This window comes from Streptococcus mitis, from assembly GCF_946190065.1.
GTDB classification, from domain to species: domain Bacteria; phylum Bacillota; class Bacilli; order Lactobacillales; family Streptococcaceae; genus Streptococcus; species Streptococcus mitis_DE.
Genome location: NZ_CAMHZD010000016.1, coordinates 20902 through 36785, shown reverse-complemented (window position 1 = coordinate 36785; position 15884 = coordinate 20902). Strand labels below are relative to the sequence as shown.

Genomic DNA, 15884 nt, shown 5'->3' with positions numbered 1-15884 from the left:
AATGACGAAAAAAGCCTTAATCAGCGTCTCAGACAAAGCGGGCATTGTTGAATTTGCCCAAGAACTTAAAAAACTTGGATGGGATATCATCTCGACAGGTGGGACCAAGGTTGCCCTTGACAATGCTGGGGTGAAGACCATTGCCATCGATGATGTGACTGGTTTTCCTGAAATGATGGACGGTCGTGTCAAGACCCTTCATCCAAATATCCACGGTGGCCTTCTCGCTCGTCGTGATTTGGATAGCCACTTGGAAGCAGCTAAGGATAATCAAATTGAGCTCATCGACCTTGCTGTGGTCAACCTTTACCCATTCAAGGAAACCATTCTCAAACCAGCCGTGACTTATGCTGATGCTGTGGAGAATATCGACATCGGTGGTCCTTCTATGCTTCGTTCAGCAGCCAAAAACCATGCCAGTGTAACAGTTGTGGTAGACACAGTAGATTACGCTGTGGTTCTTGATGAATTGTCAGCAAACGGCGAAACAAGTTATGAAACTCGCCAACGGTTGGCAGCCAAGGTTTTCCGTCACACAGCAGCTTATGATGCCTTGATCGCAGAATACTTCACAACTCAAGTGGGCGAAAGTAAACCTGAAAAACTCACTTTAACCTATGACCTAAAGCAAGCCATGCGCTATGGAGAAAATCCTCAGCAGGATGCAGACTTCTACCAAAAAGCCTTGTCGACAGATTACTCCATCGCTTCAGCCAAACAGCTCAACGGGAAGGAATTATCTTTTAACAATATCCGCGATGCGGATGCGGCCATTCGTATCATCCGTGATTTCAAAGATCGTCCAACCGTTGTGGCACTCAAACACATGAACCCATGTGGAATTGGTCAGGCAGATGACATCGAGACTGCTTGGGACTACGCTTATGAGTCTGACCCAGTGTCTATCTTTGGTGGGATCGTCGTTCTCAACCGTGAGGTGGATGCTGCGACAGCTGAGAAGATGCATGGTGTCTTCCTTGAAATCATCATCGCACCAAGCTATACGGATGAGGCGCTAGCCATTTTGACCAATAAAAAGAAAAACTTGCGTATCCTTGCCTTGCCATTTGACGCTCAAGAAGCGAGTGAAGCGGAAGCTGAATATACTGGTGTGGTCGGTGGACTTCTCGTGCAAAATCAAGATGTGGTGAAAGAAAGCCCAGCTGACTGGCAAGTGGTGACCAAACGCCAGCCAACTGAGACAGAAGCTACTGCTCTTGAGTTCGCTTGGAAGGCTATCAAGTACGTCAAATCAAATGGTATCATCGTGACCAATGACCACATGACACTTGGCGTTGGCCCAGGTCAAACCAACCGTGTGGGCTCCGTTCGTATTGCCATCGACCAAGCTAAAGACCGTCTTGACGGCGCTGTGCTTGCTTCGGATGCCTTCTTCCCATTTGCGGATAACGTGGAAGAGATCGCCAAAGCAGGTATCAAGGCCATCATCCAACCAGGTGGGTCCGTCCGTGACGAAGAATCTATCGAAGCTGCGGATAAATACGGCTTGACCATGGTCTTCACAGGCGTGAGACATTTTAGACATTAAGAACACTAAAGGGAAGAAAACAGTTTCTTTCCTTTTTTGCTTAAAAATGCTTAATAAAACAAGATTAAAACGAACGTTTGTGTTATAATGTTAATAAATAATTCGTAAAAGAGGTTGAGAAATGAAACTGCTTGTTGTCGGTTCGGGTGGTCGTGAGCATGCGATTGCTCAGAAGTTGCTTGAGTCAAAAGACGTTGAAAAAGTATTTGTAGCTCCTGGAAATGACGGAATGACTCTGGATGGTTTGGAATTGATAAATATCTCTATTTCCGAACATTCTAAATTGATTGAGTTTGCAAAAGCCAACGATATCGCTTGGTCCTTTATCGGGCCAGATGACGCCCTTGCGGCTGGGATTGTGGATGATTTTAATAAAGCTGGGCTCAAGGCTTTTGGTCCGACAAGATTGGCAGCGGAGTTGGAGTGGTCCAAGGATTTTGCCAAGGAAATCATGGTCAAATATGGCGTTCCGACAGCAGCCTATGGCACATTCTCAGATTTTGAGGAAGCCAAGGCCTATATCGAAAAGCATGGTGCTCCAATCGTAGTCAAGGCGGATGGTTTGGCCCTTGGGAAGGGTGTTGTCGTTGCTGAGACGGTTGAGCAAGCGGTCGAAACGGCTCACGAGATGCTCTTGGACAATAAATTCGGTGACTCAGGTGCGCGCGTGGTCATCGAGGAATTCCTTGAAGGGGAGGAATTTTCACTCTTTGCCTTTGTCAATGGGGACAAGTTCTACATCATGCCAACGGCTCAGGATCACAAACGTGCCTACGACGGGGACAAGGGTCCTAACACTGGTGGAATGGGTGCCTATGCCCCAGTTCCACACTTGCCACAGAGTGTAGTTGATACAGCGGTTGACACTATTGTCAAGCCAGTCCTTGAGGGCATGATTCAAGAAGGTCGTCCTTATCTGGGTATCCTTTACGCAGGGCTTATCTTGACAGCTGATGGATCTAAGGTCATCGAGTTTAATGCTCGCTTCGGAGATCCAGAAACTCAGATTATCTTACCTCGTCTGACCTCTGATTTTGCACAAAATATCACAGATATCCTTGATGGCAAGGAGCCAAACATCACGTGGACGGATAAGGGTGTGACTCTGGGTGTAGTCATCGCTTCGAACGGCTACCCGCTAGACTATGAAAAAGGTGTTAAGCTTTCATTCAAGACCGAAGGCGACATCATCACCTACTATGCAGGAGCTAAGTTTGCGGAAAATAGCAGAGCACTACTATCCAACGGCGGACGTGTCTATATGCTAGTCACCACAGCCGATACCGTTAAAGAAGCCCAAGATACTATCTACAGCGAACTCGACAAACAAAACACAGTCGGCCTCTTTTACCGAACAGATATCGGAAGCAAGGCAATTAAATAAAGATATAAGAATAACGCGACGCAGTCGCCAAATACGATAATGGTCGTTTGATTTGCGAGCATTAGCGAGCTGATATAGAGCAATCACCGCCGTTGTGAAAGAACGATTGGATTATAAGCCAATCGTTCAGGGAAATCGGAAGACCTTGGGCTTCCGATTTAGGCATGAGACACCTTTGGTGGCTGCTGCCGTCCCTCACAACTTAAGGTGATTGACAAAAAGAAAGGAAAGAAAAGGAAAAATTATGACTAAACCAATTATTTCCATCATCATGGGCTCAAAATCCGATTGGGCAACCATGCAAAAAACAGCTGAAGTCCTAGACCGTTTCGGTGTAGCCTACGAAAAGAAAGTTGTCTCTGCCCACCGCACACCAGACCTAATGTTCAAACATGCGGAAGAAGCACGTAGTCGCGGTATCAAGGTCATTATCGCAGGTGCTGGAGGCGCAGCTCATTTGCCAGGAATGGTAGCTACCAAAACAACCCTTCCAGTCGTTGGTGTGCCCGTCAAATCACATGCTCTTAGCGGTGTGGATTCACTTTATTCCATCGTTCAGATGCCGGGTGGAGTACCAGTCGCAACCATGGCTATTGGTGAAGCAGGGGCGACCAACGCAGCCCTCTTTGCCCTCCGTCTCCTCTCTGTAGAAGATAAGTCCATTGCGGATGCACTTGCCAACTTTGCTGAAGAACAAGGAAAAATTGCAGAGGAGTCTAGCAATGAGCTCATCTAAAACAATCGGAATTATTGGTGGCGGTCAGCTTGGTCAGATGATGGCTATTTCTGCTATCTACATGGGGCACAAGGTTATCGCGCTAGATCCTGCGGCGGATTGCCCAGCCTCTCGCGTCGCGGAAATTATCGTGGCGCCTTATAATGATGTGGACGCTCTGCGTCAGTTGGCTGAGCGATGCGATGTCCTCACTTATGAGTTTGAAAATGTTGATGCTGACGGTTTGGATACTGTTATCAAAGAAGGACAGCTTCCACAAGGGACAGACCTGCTACGCATTTCTCAAAACCGTATCTTTGAAAAGGACTTTCTTTCAAACAAGGCTCAAGTCACTGTGGCACCTTACAAGGTTGTGACTTCTAGCCAAGACTTGGCAGATATCGACCTGTCCAAAAACTATGTCCTCAAGACTGCGACAGGTGGCTACGATGGACATGGTCAAAAGGTCATTCGTTCAGCAGAAGACTTGGAAGAAGCCTATGCACTAGCCGATTCAGCCGACTGCGTTTTGGAAGAATTTGTCAACTTCGACTTTGAAATTTCTGTCATCGTTTCTGGAAATAGCAAGGATGTGACGGTTTTTCCAGTTCAGGAAAATATCCACCGCAACAACATTCTTTCAAAAACCATTGTACCAGCTCGCATTTCTGAAAGTCTGGCTGATAAGGCTAAAGTCATGGCGGTGCGAATCGCAGAACAGCTCCATCTTTCTGGTACCCTTTGTGTGGAAATGTTTGCAACGGCTGATGATATTATCGTCAATGAGATTGCCCCACGCCCCCACAACTCTGGGCACTACTCTATTGAAGCCTGCGACTTCTCCCAGTTTGATACCCACATTTTAGGTGTTCTGGGAGCACCATTGCCAGAAATTAAATTACATGAACCTGCCGTCATGCTCAATGTTCTCGGCCAGCATGTCGAGGCTGCTGAGCAATATGTGACAGAAAATCCAAGCGCCCACCTCCACATGTATGGTAAAATAGAAGCGAAGCACAACCGCAAGATGGGACATGTGACTTTGTTTAGTGATGTGCCAGATGAGGTTGAGGAGTTAGGGAAAGGGATTGATTGGTAGATAATCTCATTCTTGAATACTGATAATACAAGGTACAAAATTATATGTTGAAAAATAATAAACGGTACTTTTTACTTTTCATGGTTTTAATTTCAATCCCCATAGTTTTTGATTTATCTAATCAGAACTTAGGTTTAACTAGAGACTATGATTGGTTATCTTTTTATGGTAGTTTAGTTGGTAGTTTTGTTACCATTATAGGGATTAAGTTGACTTTAGATTTTGAATCGGAACAATCTCGAAGGGATAATAAAATAAGTTACAGGCCTATATTAAGATTTTCAAGTAAAAATCTAGAAAATAAAGGTGATTTTTCTAAAAATCAAATTATACTTAGAGATGAGACGAATTTTAAAAGATTTCAAGAAAATAATATTTCATTATTTGAGAAATTTAAAGACTACAATGATGGTAGCCCAAAAGTGGGAATAGATAAATTGTCTAATGAGCTAGACAATTTATCTACACAGGCTTCAAAATATGTTTATTTACAATCTAGATTTTTACTCTGTATTTCAAATGTTAGTTCTAATAATGCAATACTAAGTAATATTAAAGTTGGCAATCTCTTTACGGAGGGTATTTTAAATGCTGAACAATTCTATAAAGCCTGTCTTGTGCAAAAAGAAAGTTGTTTGGAATTGGATATATTACTAGATTTTGTATTGAGTAAAGAGGAGGTGGATTATGTAAATAAAGGCATACCAAAGTTAGTAACGATAAGTATTGAATTCTTTGATTTGCTGAAAAATAAATACTTTTATACTTTTAGTTTACAAATTGAGAAGGTATACCAAGAAGATGTTTTTCACCATTACGCTAATATAAAGATTGATGAAAACTCGGTTCCTGTAGAACCTTTTGAATTATAGTTAGGAGAAACAACAATGATCAACCGTTATTCTCGCCCTGAGATGGCGAACATTTGGAGTGAAGAAAATAAATACCGTGCTTGGCTTGAGGTGGAAATCTTGGCTGACGAGGCATGGGCTGAGTTGGGGGAAATCCCTAAGGAAGATGTGGCTTTGATTCGTGAAAAAGCGGACTTTGACATCGACCGTATTTTGGAGATTGAGCAGGAGACTCGCCACGATGTGGTGGCTTTCACGCGTGCGGTTTCTGAGACTCTTGGTGAAGAGCGCAAGTGGGTCCACTATGGTTTGACTTCTACCGACGTGGTGGATACGGCCTACGGTTATCTTTACAAGCAGGCCAACGACATCATCCGTCGTGACCTTGAAAACTTCACCAACATCATCGCTGATAAGGCTAAGGAGCACAAGTTTACCATCATGATGGGGCGTACCCACGGTGTGCACGCTGAGCCTACAACCTTTGGTCTGAAATTGGCGACTTGGTACAGCGAAATGAAGCGCAACATCGAGCGTTTCGAGCATGCGGCTGCTGGTGTGGAAGCTGGTAAGATTTCTGGTGCGGTTGGGAACTTTGCCAACATCCCACCATTCGTTGAGCAATATGTCTGCGATAAACTGGGTATTCGTGCCCAAGAAATCTCTACACAGGTGCTTCCTCGTGACCTTCACGCTGAGTACTTTGCAGTTCTTGCTAGCATTGCGACTTCTATCGAACGTATGGCGACTGAGATTCGTGGTTTGCAAAAATCAGAACAACGTGAAGTGGAAGAATTCTTTGCTAAAGGGCAAAAAGGTTCATCTGCAATGCCTCACAAACGCAACCCTATCGGTTCTGAGAACATGACAGGTCTAGCGCGTGTTATCCGTGGTCACATGATTACTGCCTATGAGAACGTAGCTCTCTGGCACGAACGTGATATCTCTCACTCATCAGCTGAGCGCATCATTACACCAGATACGACTATTTTGATTGACTACATGCTCAACCGTTTTGGAAATATTGTCAAGAATTTGACAGTCTTCCCAGAAAACATGATCCGCAACATGAACTCGACTTTTGGTTTGATTTTCAGTCAACGTGCTATGTTGACCTTGATTGAAAAAGGAATGACCCGTGAGCAAGCCTATGACTTGGTACAACCAAAAACAGCCTACTCTTGGGACAATCAAGTAGACTTTAAACCACTTCTTGAAGCAGATCCAGAGGTAACTTCTCGCCTCACTCAAGAAGAAATCGATGAAATCTTCAACCCTCTTTATTACACCAAACGAGTGGATGATATCTTTGACCGTCTTGGTTTAGGATAATTAGAATAAAAATCGAAGTTCTATTACTCTATTTATAGGAGTAGAAGAACTTCGATTTTTATTTTGTCTTCAAGTATTTTTGATAAAAATTACCTATATTTTAGTAAAATTTAAACAAATTTAGTCTATCTTAATTTACATATAGAAAATACATTTTTAATGTCATATAATAAGCATAGAAAAAGCCCAAGCAAGGCTTAGGCTTTCTTCTTAGTGATCACGGTCACATGAAATGAATTTGATTTTGTAGTAATCTGCGCGTTTATATGTTTCGCTGTATGCGAGAACTTGACCAGTAGACTCTAGTTTAGTAGTCTTGGTTTGTAAAACGGTTGGGAATTGTTCATCGACCCCGAGGACCGAAGCCGCATGTTCTGGAGTTGGAAATGCTATTTCATTGATTTCTTCAAAATGTTCATCATTCATGTGAATGTGGTAATCCAATTTGAAACGGTTATAGATAGAGCTATAATATTCAAGATTTGGATAATTTGCGTTGATGTATTGTTCTGGAATGTAAGATGTATGGTAGATGTACACAACACCACCTGTTTCGCGTACGCGTTCAATCTTGTAGTAGAACTGATCTCCGCGTAGTCCAAGTTTTTCTAAGTAGCTTAGTTTATTTCCACGCTCAATAGAAAGGACGGTAACTTTATCATCTTTAGTTTCAAAAACTTCTACATCTGAAAACTCTACGAGTTTGTGTTTGCGTGCGCGTGAAACGAATGTACCCTTTCCTTGTTGACGGACAATATAGCCATCCTTGGCAAGGTCGTTTAAGGCGCGGACAACTGTGATAGAACTCACGTCATACATTGCAATCAATTCAGCTTCAGTGTAGAATTTATCTCCACTGGCAAATTGACCAGAAATGATTTTGTTCTTTAACTCATCTTTAATATATTGATACTTTGGAATTGCCATATTTTCACCTCGATTTTCCTTCTCCGTTAAAGATTTTACCATAAAACTGGAAAGAATAGTAGCCTTTTGAATAAAAAAATTAGAATAATAGGCTATAAGGTTAATTTACATAGGAATAAATAGAAAAACCTACATTTTTATACATGGTACTAAAATGTTGTTATGACTATAAATTACAAGATTTTTATAAGTTTTTTGTGTAAAATTTAGTGAAAAATGAAAAAAATTGTGAAAACCTATTGACAAATGTAAGATATTGAGATATATTTACTATATCAACAAATGAAAGCGTAAACTTTATTGTCAGAAGGTAAGAATATGACACGATTTGAGATACGGGATGATTTTTATCTCGATGGAAAATCATTTAAGATTTTATCTGGTGCCATTCATTATTTTAGAATTCCAGCAGAGGATTGGTATCATTCGCTCTACAACTTAAAAGCGCTTGGCTTTAATACAGTCGAGACTTATGTTGCATGGAATTTACACGAACCTGTTGAAGGGGAGTTTAATTTTGAAGGTGATCTGGATTTAGAGAAATTTCTCCAAATAGCGCAGGATTTGGGTCTCTACGCAATTGTGCGTCCGTCTCCCTTTATCTGTGCGGAATGGGAATTCGGTGGTTTACCAGCTTGGCTCTTGACCAAGAACATGCGAATTCGCTCATCCGACCCAGCGTATATCGAGGCAGTTGGTCGCTACTATGATCAATTATTGCCAAGACTGGTGCCGCGTTTGTTGGACAATGGCGGAAATATTCTCATGATGCAAGTCGAGAACGAATACGGTTCTTATGGAGAGGACAAATCTTACCTAAGAGCGATTCGAAAATTGATGGAAGAACGAGGGATTGATTGCCCGCTCTTTACTTCAGATGGCCCATGGCGAGCTACTTTGAAAGCTGGAACCTTAATCGAAGATGACCTCTTTGTAACAGGAAACTTTGGTTCTAAGGCGCCTTACAACTTTTCACAGATGCAGGAATTCTTTGATGAGTATGGTAAGAAATGGCCACTTATGTGTATGGAGTTCTGGGATGGCTGGTTCAATCGTTGGAAAGAACCGATTATCACACGGGATCCGAAAGAATTGGCAGAAGCTGTTCGAGAGGTATTGGAGAAAGGCTCTATCAACCTTTACATGTTCCACGGTGGTACAAACTTTGGCTTCATGAATGGTTGCTCGGCTCGAGGGACTTTGGACCTGCCACAAGTTACATCTTATGATTACGATGCCCTTCTGGATGAAGAAGGGAATCCAACTGCCAAATATTTGGCAGTCAAGAAGATGATGGCAACACATTTCCCAGAGTATCCGCAGTTGGAACCACTCTATAAGGAAAGCATGAAAGTGGACGCTATTCCACTTGCTGAAAAAGTTTCCTTATTTGAAACCTTAGATAGTCTTTCTAGTCCAATAGAAAGTCTCTATCCAAAAGCGATGGAGGAATTAGGTCAATGTTATGGCTATCTTCTTTATCGTACTGAGGCAAGTTGGGATGCAGAAGAAGAACGCCTTCGCATCATCGATGGACGTGACCGTGCTCAACTCTTTGTAGATGGTCAACGAATTGCCACTCAATACCAGACAGAGATTGGAGAAGATATCTACTGTCAAGGTAATCGAAAAGGTGCTTCACAACTTGACATCTTGATTGAAAATATGGGCCGTGTTAACTATGGACATAAGTTCTTAGCTGATACACAACGTAAAGGAATCCGAACAGGTGTCTGCAAGGATTTACACTTCTTACTTAATTGGAAACAATATCCACTACCACTGGATAATCCTGAGAAAATTGATTTTTCAAAAGGATGGACAGAAGGACAACCAGCCTTTTACGCTTATGACTTTACAGTCCAAGAGCCAAAAGATACTTACCTAGACTTGTCTGAGTTTGGTAAGGGAGTTGCCTTTGTCAATGGGCGTCACCTAGGACGTTTTTGGAACGTCGGCCCAACACTCTCGCTTTATATTCCTCATTGTTATCTCAAGGAAGGTGCTAATCGTATCATTATCTTTGAAACAGAGGGTGAATATAAAGAAGAGATTCATTTAACTCGTAAACCTACACTAAAACATATAAAGGGGGAAAATTTATGACAATTGTAGGATGCCGTATCGATGGACGTTTGATCCACGGACAAGTAGCCAATCTTTGGGCTGGAAAACTAAATGTTTCACGTATTATGGTTGTGGATGACGAAGTTGTCAACAACGACGTTGAAAAGAGTGGTTTGAAACTAGCAACACCACCAGGTGTGAAATTGAGTATTTTGCCAATTGAGAAAGCGGCAGCCAATATTCTTGCTGGTAAATACGATAGCCAACGTCTCTTTATCGTTGCTCGTAAACCAGACCGTTTCCTTGGTTTGGTAGAAGCAGGTGTACCACTTGAAACCCTTAATGTTGGGAATATGTCTCAAACACCAGAAACTCGCGCCATCACACGTTCTATCAACGTAGTGGACAAGGATGTGGAAGACTTCCACAAACTGGCAGAAAAAGGTGTTAAACTTACTGCTCAAATGGTTCCAAATGATCCAGTTTCAGACTTTTTGAGCTTATTAAAATAGGAAAAAATTTTTAGGAGGTCATTGTTATGATACAATGGTGGCAAATTTTACTTCTCACTTTGTACTCAGCTTATCAAATCTGTGATGAGTTGACGATCGTTTCATCTGCGGGTTCCCCTGTATTTGCTGGTTTCATTACTGGTTTAATCATGGGAGATGTGACAACTGGTTTGTTTATCGGTGGTAGCTTGCAGTTGTTCGTTCTTGGGGTTGGTACCTTCGGTGGTGCTTCTCGTATCGACGCAACTTCTGGTGCGGTTCTTGCAACAGCATTCTCAGTTTCACAAGGAATCGCTACAGACCTTGCGATTACAACAATCGCTGTACCAGTAGCAGCACTTTTGACATACTTCGACGTTCTTGGACGTATGACAACTACTTTCTTCGCACACCGTATTGATGCTGCAATCGAACGCTTTGACTATAAAGCAATCGAACGCAACTACCTTCTTGGTGCTCTTCCTTGGGCTCTTTCTCGTGCCCTTCCAGTCTTCTTTGCCCTTGCCTTTGGTGGTGCATTTGTACAAACAGTAGTAGACTTGGTTAAACAATACCAATGGGTTGCAGATGGTTTGACACTTGCAGGACGTATGCTTCCAGGTCTTGGATTTGCAATCTTGCTTCGTTACCTTCCAGTTAAACGTAACCTTCACTACCTTGCTATGGGATTCGGTTTAACAGCTATGTTGACTGTTCTTTACTCATATGTAACAGGTCTTGGTGGCGCTGTTGCTGGTATCGTAGGAACTCTACCTAAAGATGTGGCTGAAAAAATTGCTTTTGTCAACAACTTTAAAGGTTTGTCTATGATTGGTATCTCTATCGTGGGTATCTTCCTTGCAGTGCTTCACTTCAAAAATAGCCAAAAAGTAGCTGTAGCAGCACCTTCTACACCATCAGAAAGTGGGGAAATCGAAGATGACGAATTCTAATTACAAACTTACAAAAGAAGATTTTAATCAAATCAACAAACGTAGCTTGTTTACTTTCCAATTAGGTTGGAACTACGAACGTATGCAAGCTTCTGGTTACCTTTACATGATCTTGCCTCAATTGCGTAAAATGTATGGGGATGGAACTCCTGAATTGAAAGAAATGATGAAAGTTCATACTCAATTCTTCAATACTTCACCATTCTTCCACACAATCATCGCTGGTTTTGACCTTGCCATGGAAGAAAAAGATGGTGTGGGTTCAAAAGATGCCGTTAACGGTATCAAGACAGGTTTGATGGGACCATTCGCTCCTCTTGGAGATACTATCTTTGGTTCACTTGTACCTGCTATCATGGGATCTATCGCAGCAACTATGGCTATCGCTGGCCAACCATGGGGTATCTTCCTCTGGATTGCAGTTGCAGTAGTGTATGACATTTTCCGTTGGAAACAATTAGAATTTGCCTACAAAGAAGGGGTTAACCTTATCAACAACATGCAAAGTACTTTGACAGCTTTGATTGACGCTGCATCTGTACTTGGTGTCTTCATGATGGGTGCTCTTGTAGCAACAATGATCAACTTTGAAGTTTCTTATAAATTGCCAATCGGTGAAAAAATGATTGACTTCCAAGACATCTTGAACTCAATCTTCCCACGCTTACTTCCAGCAATCTTTACTGCCTTTATCTTCTGGTTGCTTGGTAAGAAAGGTATGAACTCTACAAAAGCAATTGGTATCATCATTGCTCTTGCAGTAGGTCTTTCATTCATCGGTAAATTCTTGCTTGGAATGGGTGCATAATTTATGACGAAATCATTAATTTTGGTGAGTCATGGTCGATTCTGTGAAGAACTTAAAGGTAGCACTGAGATGATCATGGGTCCACAAGACAATATTCATGCAGTGGCTCTTCTTCCAGAAGATGGTCCAGAAGAATTTACTGCAAAATTTGAAGCTGCTATTGAAGGATTGGATGATTTCTTAGTCTTTGCGGATCTTCTCGGTGGAACACCATGTAACGTGGTAAGCCGTTTGATTATGGAAGGTCGTGATATTGACCTTTACGCAGGGATGAATCTTCCAATGGTGATTGAATTTATCAATGCGAGCCTTACAGGCGCAGATGCGGACTATAAGAGCCGTGCTGCAGAAAGCATTGTGAAAGTTAATGACCTGTTAGCGGGCTTCGATGATGACGAAGATGAATAAGATGTGATTTAGAGCATCTTATATAGAATATTCATGGGAATGGGGCTTACTCCCATTCCCATATTTAATAGAAAAAGAGGAACTCAATGCTACATTATACAAAAGAAGATTTGCTCGAATTGGGTGCAGAAATCACTACACGTGAAATCTACCAACAGCCTGATGTATGGAAAGAAGCTTTTGAATCTTATCAAGCAAAAGGTGAAGAAATTGCAGCTTTCCTACAAGGAATTGCTGATAAACATAACTATATCAAGGTTATCTTGACAGGTGCGGGGACTTCTGCTTATGTAGGAGATACCTTGGTACCTTACTTTAAGGAAGTCTATGACGAACGCAAATGGAATTTCAATGCTATTGCGACAACAGATATCGTTGCCAATCCAGAAACTTATTTGAAAAAAGATGTGGCAACTGTCCTTGTATCCTTTGCTCGTAGTGGGAACTCGCCTGAAAGTGTGGCGACTGTTGATTTGGCCAAGGCCTTGGTAGATGAGCTTTACCAAGTGACGATTACTTGTGCAGCAGATGGTAAATTGGCTCTTCAAGCTCATGGAGATGACCGCAATCTCTTGCTCTTGCAACCAGCTGCCTCTAATGATGCTGGATTTGCCATGACTTCTAGCTTTACGTCTATGATGTTGACAGCTCTCTTGGTCTTTGATCCTACAGAATTTGCTGTTAAAGCTGAACGTTTTGAAGTTGTATCTAGTCTTGCCCGTAAAATTCTAGACAATGCAGAAGATGTCAAAGAGTTGGTTGACCTAGACTTTAACCGTGTCATCTATCTAGGCGCTGGTCCTTTCTTTGGGCTTGCTCATGAAGCTCAGCTCAAGATTTTGGAATTGACAGCTGGCCAAGTGGCGACCATGTATGAAAGTCCAGTCGGCTTCCGTCACGGTCCAAAATCTCTTATCAACGAAAATACAGTTGTTTTGGTCTTTGGTACAACAACAGACTACACTCGCAAGTACGACTTGGACTTGGTTCGTGAAGTTGCTGGTGACCAGATTGCTCGTCGTGTTGTGCTTTTGAGTGATCAAGCTTTTGGTCTTGAAAATGTCAAAGAAGTGGCCTTTGGTTGTGGCGGTGTCTTGAATGATATTTACCGTGTCTTCCCTTACATCGTTTATGCCCAACTCTTTGCCCTATTGACTTCACTCAAGGTAGAAAACAAACCAGATACACCGTCTCCTACAGGTACAGTAAATCGTGTGGTACAGGGTGTTATCATCCACGAATATCAAAAGTAATACTCTTCGAAAATCTCTTTAAACCATGCTAGTGTCGCCTTGCCGTAGGTATATGTTACTGACTCTGTCAGTTCTATCCACAACCTCAAAACAGTGTTTTGAGCTGACTTCGTCAGTTCTATCTACAACCTCAAAGCAGTGCTTTGAGCAGCCTGTGGCTAGCTTCCTAGTTTGCTCTTTGATTTTCATTGAGTATAAGACAGTGTTTATGAATTCTTGACAATAGGATTTGTAAATTATCAGATAAACCATAGATTGTCAGTAGGCTTTCTATGGTTTGTTTGCTTGAGAGAAATAGTAAAAGGAGAACAGAATGAAAGCATACACAGAGCGTGTATTTGGAAATCATGAGGGACAAGATGTCTTAGCCTATCGTTTTGAGACGGACGGTGGTTACCAACTTGAGGTCATGACTTATGGTGCGACCATTTTGCGCTATGTCACGCCTGATAAGGCTGGAAATTTTGCCAATGTTATCTTGGGATTTGAGGACTTCGATAGCTATGTAGGCAATAGTCCCAAGCATGGAGCTAGCGTAGGTCCAGTTGCAGGCCGTATCGCAGGTGCGACATTTGAACTCAATGGCCAGACCTATCATCTTGAAGTCAACAATGCTAGCAACTGTAACCACAGTGGCTCAACAGGTTGGGATTCAAGCTTGTTTGAACTAGTTGAAGTGAGCGATCATGGTTTGACCCTCTACACAGAGCGTACAGATGGCACAGGAGGGTTCCCTGGGAATCTCAAGATCTGGATCAGCTACCACTTGGAAGAAACTGGTGCCTACGAAATCAGCTATAAGGTAACGACAGATCAGGATACGCTGGTCAATCCAACCAACCACAGCTATTTCAACTTGTCTGGTGATTTCACGCAGACAATTGACCGCCACGTTTTCCAACTAAATACAGAGGGGATTTACCCAATAGCTCCCGATGGTGTTCCTGCAAAAACTCCAGATGCCAATCGTGATGTGGTTAAACACATCTACAATGGAGCCTTGTTAAAGGATATCTTTGCAGAGGAAGATGAGCAAATCCAACTGGTATCTGGCTTGGACCACCCATTTGCCCTCCCTACGGGTCATGACAATGCTGGTTTCCTTTATGACCAAAATTCAGGTCGCTTCTTGCTTTTCAAGACAGAGGCTCCATGTTTTGTGGTCTACACAGCAAACTTTGTCGATGAGAGTGTCATCATAGGAGGTCAGCCAATGGTACAGCACAATGGGATTGCACTTGAAGCGCAGGCTTTACCAGATGCCATTCATAGCGACCTCAAAGACCAAGTCATTCTTAAAGCCGGTCAAACCTTTACAAGCCAGACACGTTATGAGCTTGTTGTGAAATAAAAGGATAGGAATTTCTACTTTTTGGGGTGCAGTTCAAATCCGTTGCTTTTTTTGCAAGCTAAGGGACTTTTGTCCCAGACTTTTTCTTTTTTGATATTCAGAGCGATAAAAATCCGTTTTTTGAAGTTTTCAAAGTTCCGAAAACCAAAGGCATTGCGCTTGATAAGTTTGATGAGATTATTTGTCGCTTCCAGTTTTGCGTTAGAATAGGGTAACTGAAGAGCGTTGACTATTTTCTCTTTGTCCTTTAGAAAGGTTTTAAAGACAGTCTGAAAAAGAGGATGAACCTGCTTTAGATTGTCCTCAATGAGTCCGAAAAATTTGTCAGGCTCTTTATTCTGAAAGTGAAAAAGCAAGAGCTGATAGAGATTATAGTGGTGTTTCAAGTATTCTGAATAGCTTAATAGTTTATCAAGAATCTCTTTATTGGTTAAGTGCATACGAAAAGTAGGGCGATAAAAACGCTTATTGCTGAGTTTACGACTATCCTGTTGAATGAGTTTCCAGTAACGCTTGATAGTCTTGTATTCATGAGATTTTCGCTCAAACTGATTCATAATTTGAACACGCACACGACTCATAGCACGGCTTAGATGTTGGAGTAAAACATTCCAGTGAACTGTTTTAGCCTGAGCCTAGAAATTAGAAAGAGAAGCTGTTTAGCCAAGTCAAATAGATTGCAAGATGTTCACTTAA

The 15884-nt window shown here is 42.1% G+C and carries 15 protein-coding genes and 1 pseudogene; 14 read left to right on the top strand and 2 right to left on the bottom strand.

Annotation, left to right across the window (positions count from 1 at the left end):
* The first annotated feature begins 1 nt into the window (after position 1).
* The 7 genes from purH to purB all read left to right on the top strand — a co-directional run bounded on the left by purH (position 2) and on the right by purB (position 6930).
* Complete coding sequence (purH, locus tag OCF96_RS07725) at positions 2-1549, top strand: bifunctional phosphoribosylaminoimidazolecarboxamide formyltransferase/IMP cyclohydrolase (protein WP_261446854.1); 1548 nt, start codon at positions 2-4, stop codon at positions 1547-1549.
* Between the two features lie 121 nt (positions 1550-1670).
* A complete protein-coding gene (gene purD / locus OCF96_RS07720; RefSeq protein ID WP_261446853.1) occupies positions 1671-2933 on the top strand; it encodes a phosphoribosylamine--glycine ligase in 1263 nt (420 codons plus the stop codon).
* A gap of 94 nt (positions 2934-3027) precedes the next feature.
* On the top strand, positions 3028-3144 hold the full coding sequence (locus OCF96_RS07715; protein ID WP_080980075.1) for a phosphoribosylaminoimidazole carboxylase: 117 nt from the start codon (positions 3028-3030) through the stop codon (positions 3142-3144).
* A gap of 33 nt (positions 3145-3177) precedes the next feature.
* A complete protein-coding gene (gene purE / locus OCF96_RS07710; protein ID WP_261446852.1) occupies positions 3178-3669 on the top strand; it encodes a 5-(carboxyamino)imidazole ribonucleotide mutase in 492 nt (163 codons plus the stop codon).
* Complete coding sequence (purK, locus tag OCF96_RS07705; RefSeq protein WP_261446851.1) at positions 3656-4747, top strand: 5-(carboxyamino)imidazole ribonucleotide synthase; 1092 nt, start codon at positions 3656-3658, stop codon at positions 4745-4747. The genes purE and purK overlap by 14 nt, the downstream gene beginning before the upstream one ends.
* A gap of 44 nt (positions 4748-4791) precedes the next feature.
* Positions 4792-5619, top strand: a complete 828-nt coding sequence (locus tag OCF96_RS07700; RefSeq protein WP_261446850.1) for a hypothetical protein — start codon at positions 4792-4794, stop codon at positions 5617-5619.
* Between the two features lie 15 nt (positions 5620-5634).
* Positions 5635-6930: an adenylosuccinate lyase gene (purB, locus tag OCF96_RS07695; protein ID WP_101782715.1), complete on the top strand. Its 1296-nt coding sequence runs from the start codon at positions 5635-5637 to the stop codon at positions 6928-6930.
* Positions 6931-7140: 210 nt separating this feature from the next.
* On the opposite strand, the gene OCF96_RS07690 is transcribed toward purB, so the two are convergent.
* A complete protein-coding gene (locus OCF96_RS07690; protein ID WP_031237756.1) occupies positions 7141-7857 on the bottom strand; it encodes a GntR family transcriptional regulator in 717 nt (238 codons plus the stop codon).
* A gap of 318 nt (positions 7858-8175) precedes the next feature.
* On the opposite strand from OCF96_RS07690, the gene OCF96_RS07685 reads away from it, so the two are divergent.
* The 7 genes from OCF96_RS07685 (at position 8176) to OCF96_RS07655 (ending at position 15188) form a co-directional block, all read left to right on the top strand.
* Positions 8176-9963 (top strand): glycoside hydrolase family 35 protein, encoded by a 1788-nt coding sequence (locus OCF96_RS07685; protein WP_261446849.1) that lies wholly within the window; start codon positions 8176-8178, stop codon positions 9961-9963.
* Positions 9960-10436 carry a PTS sugar transporter subunit IIB gene (locus tag OCF96_RS07680; protein ID WP_000156971.1) on the top strand — a complete coding sequence of 159 codons (477 nt, stop codon included), beginning with the start codon at positions 9960-9962 and terminating at the stop codon, positions 10434-10436. The genes OCF96_RS07685 and OCF96_RS07680 overlap by 4 nt, the downstream gene beginning before the upstream one ends.
* Positions 10437-10462: 26 nt before the next feature.
* Complete coding sequence (locus OCF96_RS07675) at positions 10463-11368, top strand: PTS mannose/fructose/sorbose/N-acetylgalactosamine transporter subunit IIC (protein WP_049491985.1); 906 nt, start codon at positions 10463-10465, stop codon at positions 11366-11368.
* The gene (locus OCF96_RS07670; RefSeq protein WP_049502319.1) at positions 11355-12176 is read left to right on the top strand and encodes a PTS system mannose/fructose/sorbose family transporter subunit IID; all 822 of its coding nucleotides are present in this window, start codon (positions 11355-11357) and stop codon (positions 12174-12176) included. The genes OCF96_RS07675 and OCF96_RS07670 overlap by 14 nt, the downstream gene beginning before the upstream one ends.
* Positions 12177-12179: 3 nt before the next feature.
* Complete coding sequence (locus OCF96_RS07665) at positions 12180-12584, top strand: PTS sugar transporter subunit IIA (RefSeq protein ID WP_000167444.1); 405 nt, start codon at positions 12180-12182, stop codon at positions 12582-12584.
* Between the two features lie 86 nt (positions 12585-12670).
* Entirely contained in the window at positions 12671-13837 is a 1167-nt protein-coding gene (locus OCF96_RS07660) for an SIS domain-containing protein (protein ID WP_084950526.1), read from the top strand.
* Between the two features lie 313 nt (positions 13838-14150).
* Entirely contained in the window at positions 14151-15188 is a 1038-nt protein-coding gene (locus OCF96_RS07655) for an aldose epimerase family protein (RefSeq protein ID WP_261446848.1), read from the top strand.
* Between the two features lie 14 nt (positions 15189-15202).
* On the opposite strand, the pseudogene OCF96_RS07650 reads toward OCF96_RS07655, so the two are convergent.
* Positions 15203-15793 (bottom strand): annotated as a pseudogene (locus OCF96_RS07650) (transposase); the annotation flags it as partial.
* Between the last annotated feature and the right edge of the window lie 91 nt (positions 15794-15884).

What these genes read in the sequence shown, in the direction of transcription:
- purH (WP_261446854.1), top strand. Translation starts at nt 2, where the DNA reads ATGACGAAAAAAGCCTTAATCAGCGTCTCAGACAAAGCGGGCATTGTT.
- purD (WP_261446853.1), top strand. Translation starts at nt 1,671, where the DNA reads ATGAAACTGCTTGTTGTCGGTTCGGGTGGTCGTGAGCATGCGATTGCT.
- purE (WP_261446852.1), top strand. Translation starts at nt 3,178, where the DNA reads ATGACTAAACCAATTATTTCCATCATCATGGGCTCAAAATCCGATTGG.
- purK (WP_261446851.1), top strand. Translation starts at nt 3,656, where the DNA reads ATGAGCTCATCTAAAACAATCGGAATTATTGGTGGCGGTCAGCTTGGT.
- OCF96_RS07700 (WP_261446850.1), top strand. Translation starts at nt 4,792, where the DNA reads ATGTTGAAAAATAATAAACGGTACTTTTTACTTTTCATGGTTTTAATT.
- purB (WP_101782715.1), top strand. Translation starts at nt 5,635, where the DNA reads ATGATCAACCGTTATTCTCGCCCTGAGATGGCGAACATTTGGAGTGAA.
- OCF96_RS07690 (WP_031237756.1), bottom strand. Translation starts at nt 7,857, where the DNA reads ATGGCAATTCCAAAGTATCAATATATTAAAGATGAGTTAAAGAACAAA.
- OCF96_RS07685 (WP_261446849.1), top strand. Translation starts at nt 8,176, where the DNA reads ATGACACGATTTGAGATACGGGATGATTTTTATCTCGATGGAAAATCA.
- OCF96_RS07680 (WP_000156971.1), top strand. Translation starts at nt 9,960, where the DNA reads ATGACAATTGTAGGATGCCGTATCGATGGACGTTTGATCCACGGACAA.
- OCF96_RS07675 (WP_049491985.1), top strand. Translation starts at nt 10,463, where the DNA reads ATGATACAATGGTGGCAAATTTTACTTCTCACTTTGTACTCAGCTTAT.
- OCF96_RS07670 (WP_049502319.1), top strand. Translation starts at nt 11,355, where the DNA reads ATGACGAATTCTAATTACAAACTTACAAAAGAAGATTTTAATCAAATC.
- OCF96_RS07665 (WP_000167444.1), top strand. Translation starts at nt 12,180, where the DNA reads ATGACGAAATCATTAATTTTGGTGAGTCATGGTCGATTCTGTGAAGAA.
- OCF96_RS07660 (WP_084950526.1), top strand. Translation starts at nt 12,671, where the DNA reads ATGCTACATTATACAAAAGAAGATTTGCTCGAATTGGGTGCAGAAATC.
- OCF96_RS07655 (WP_261446848.1), top strand. Translation starts at nt 14,151, where the DNA reads ATGAAAGCATACACAGAGCGTGTATTTGGAAATCATGAGGGACAAGAT.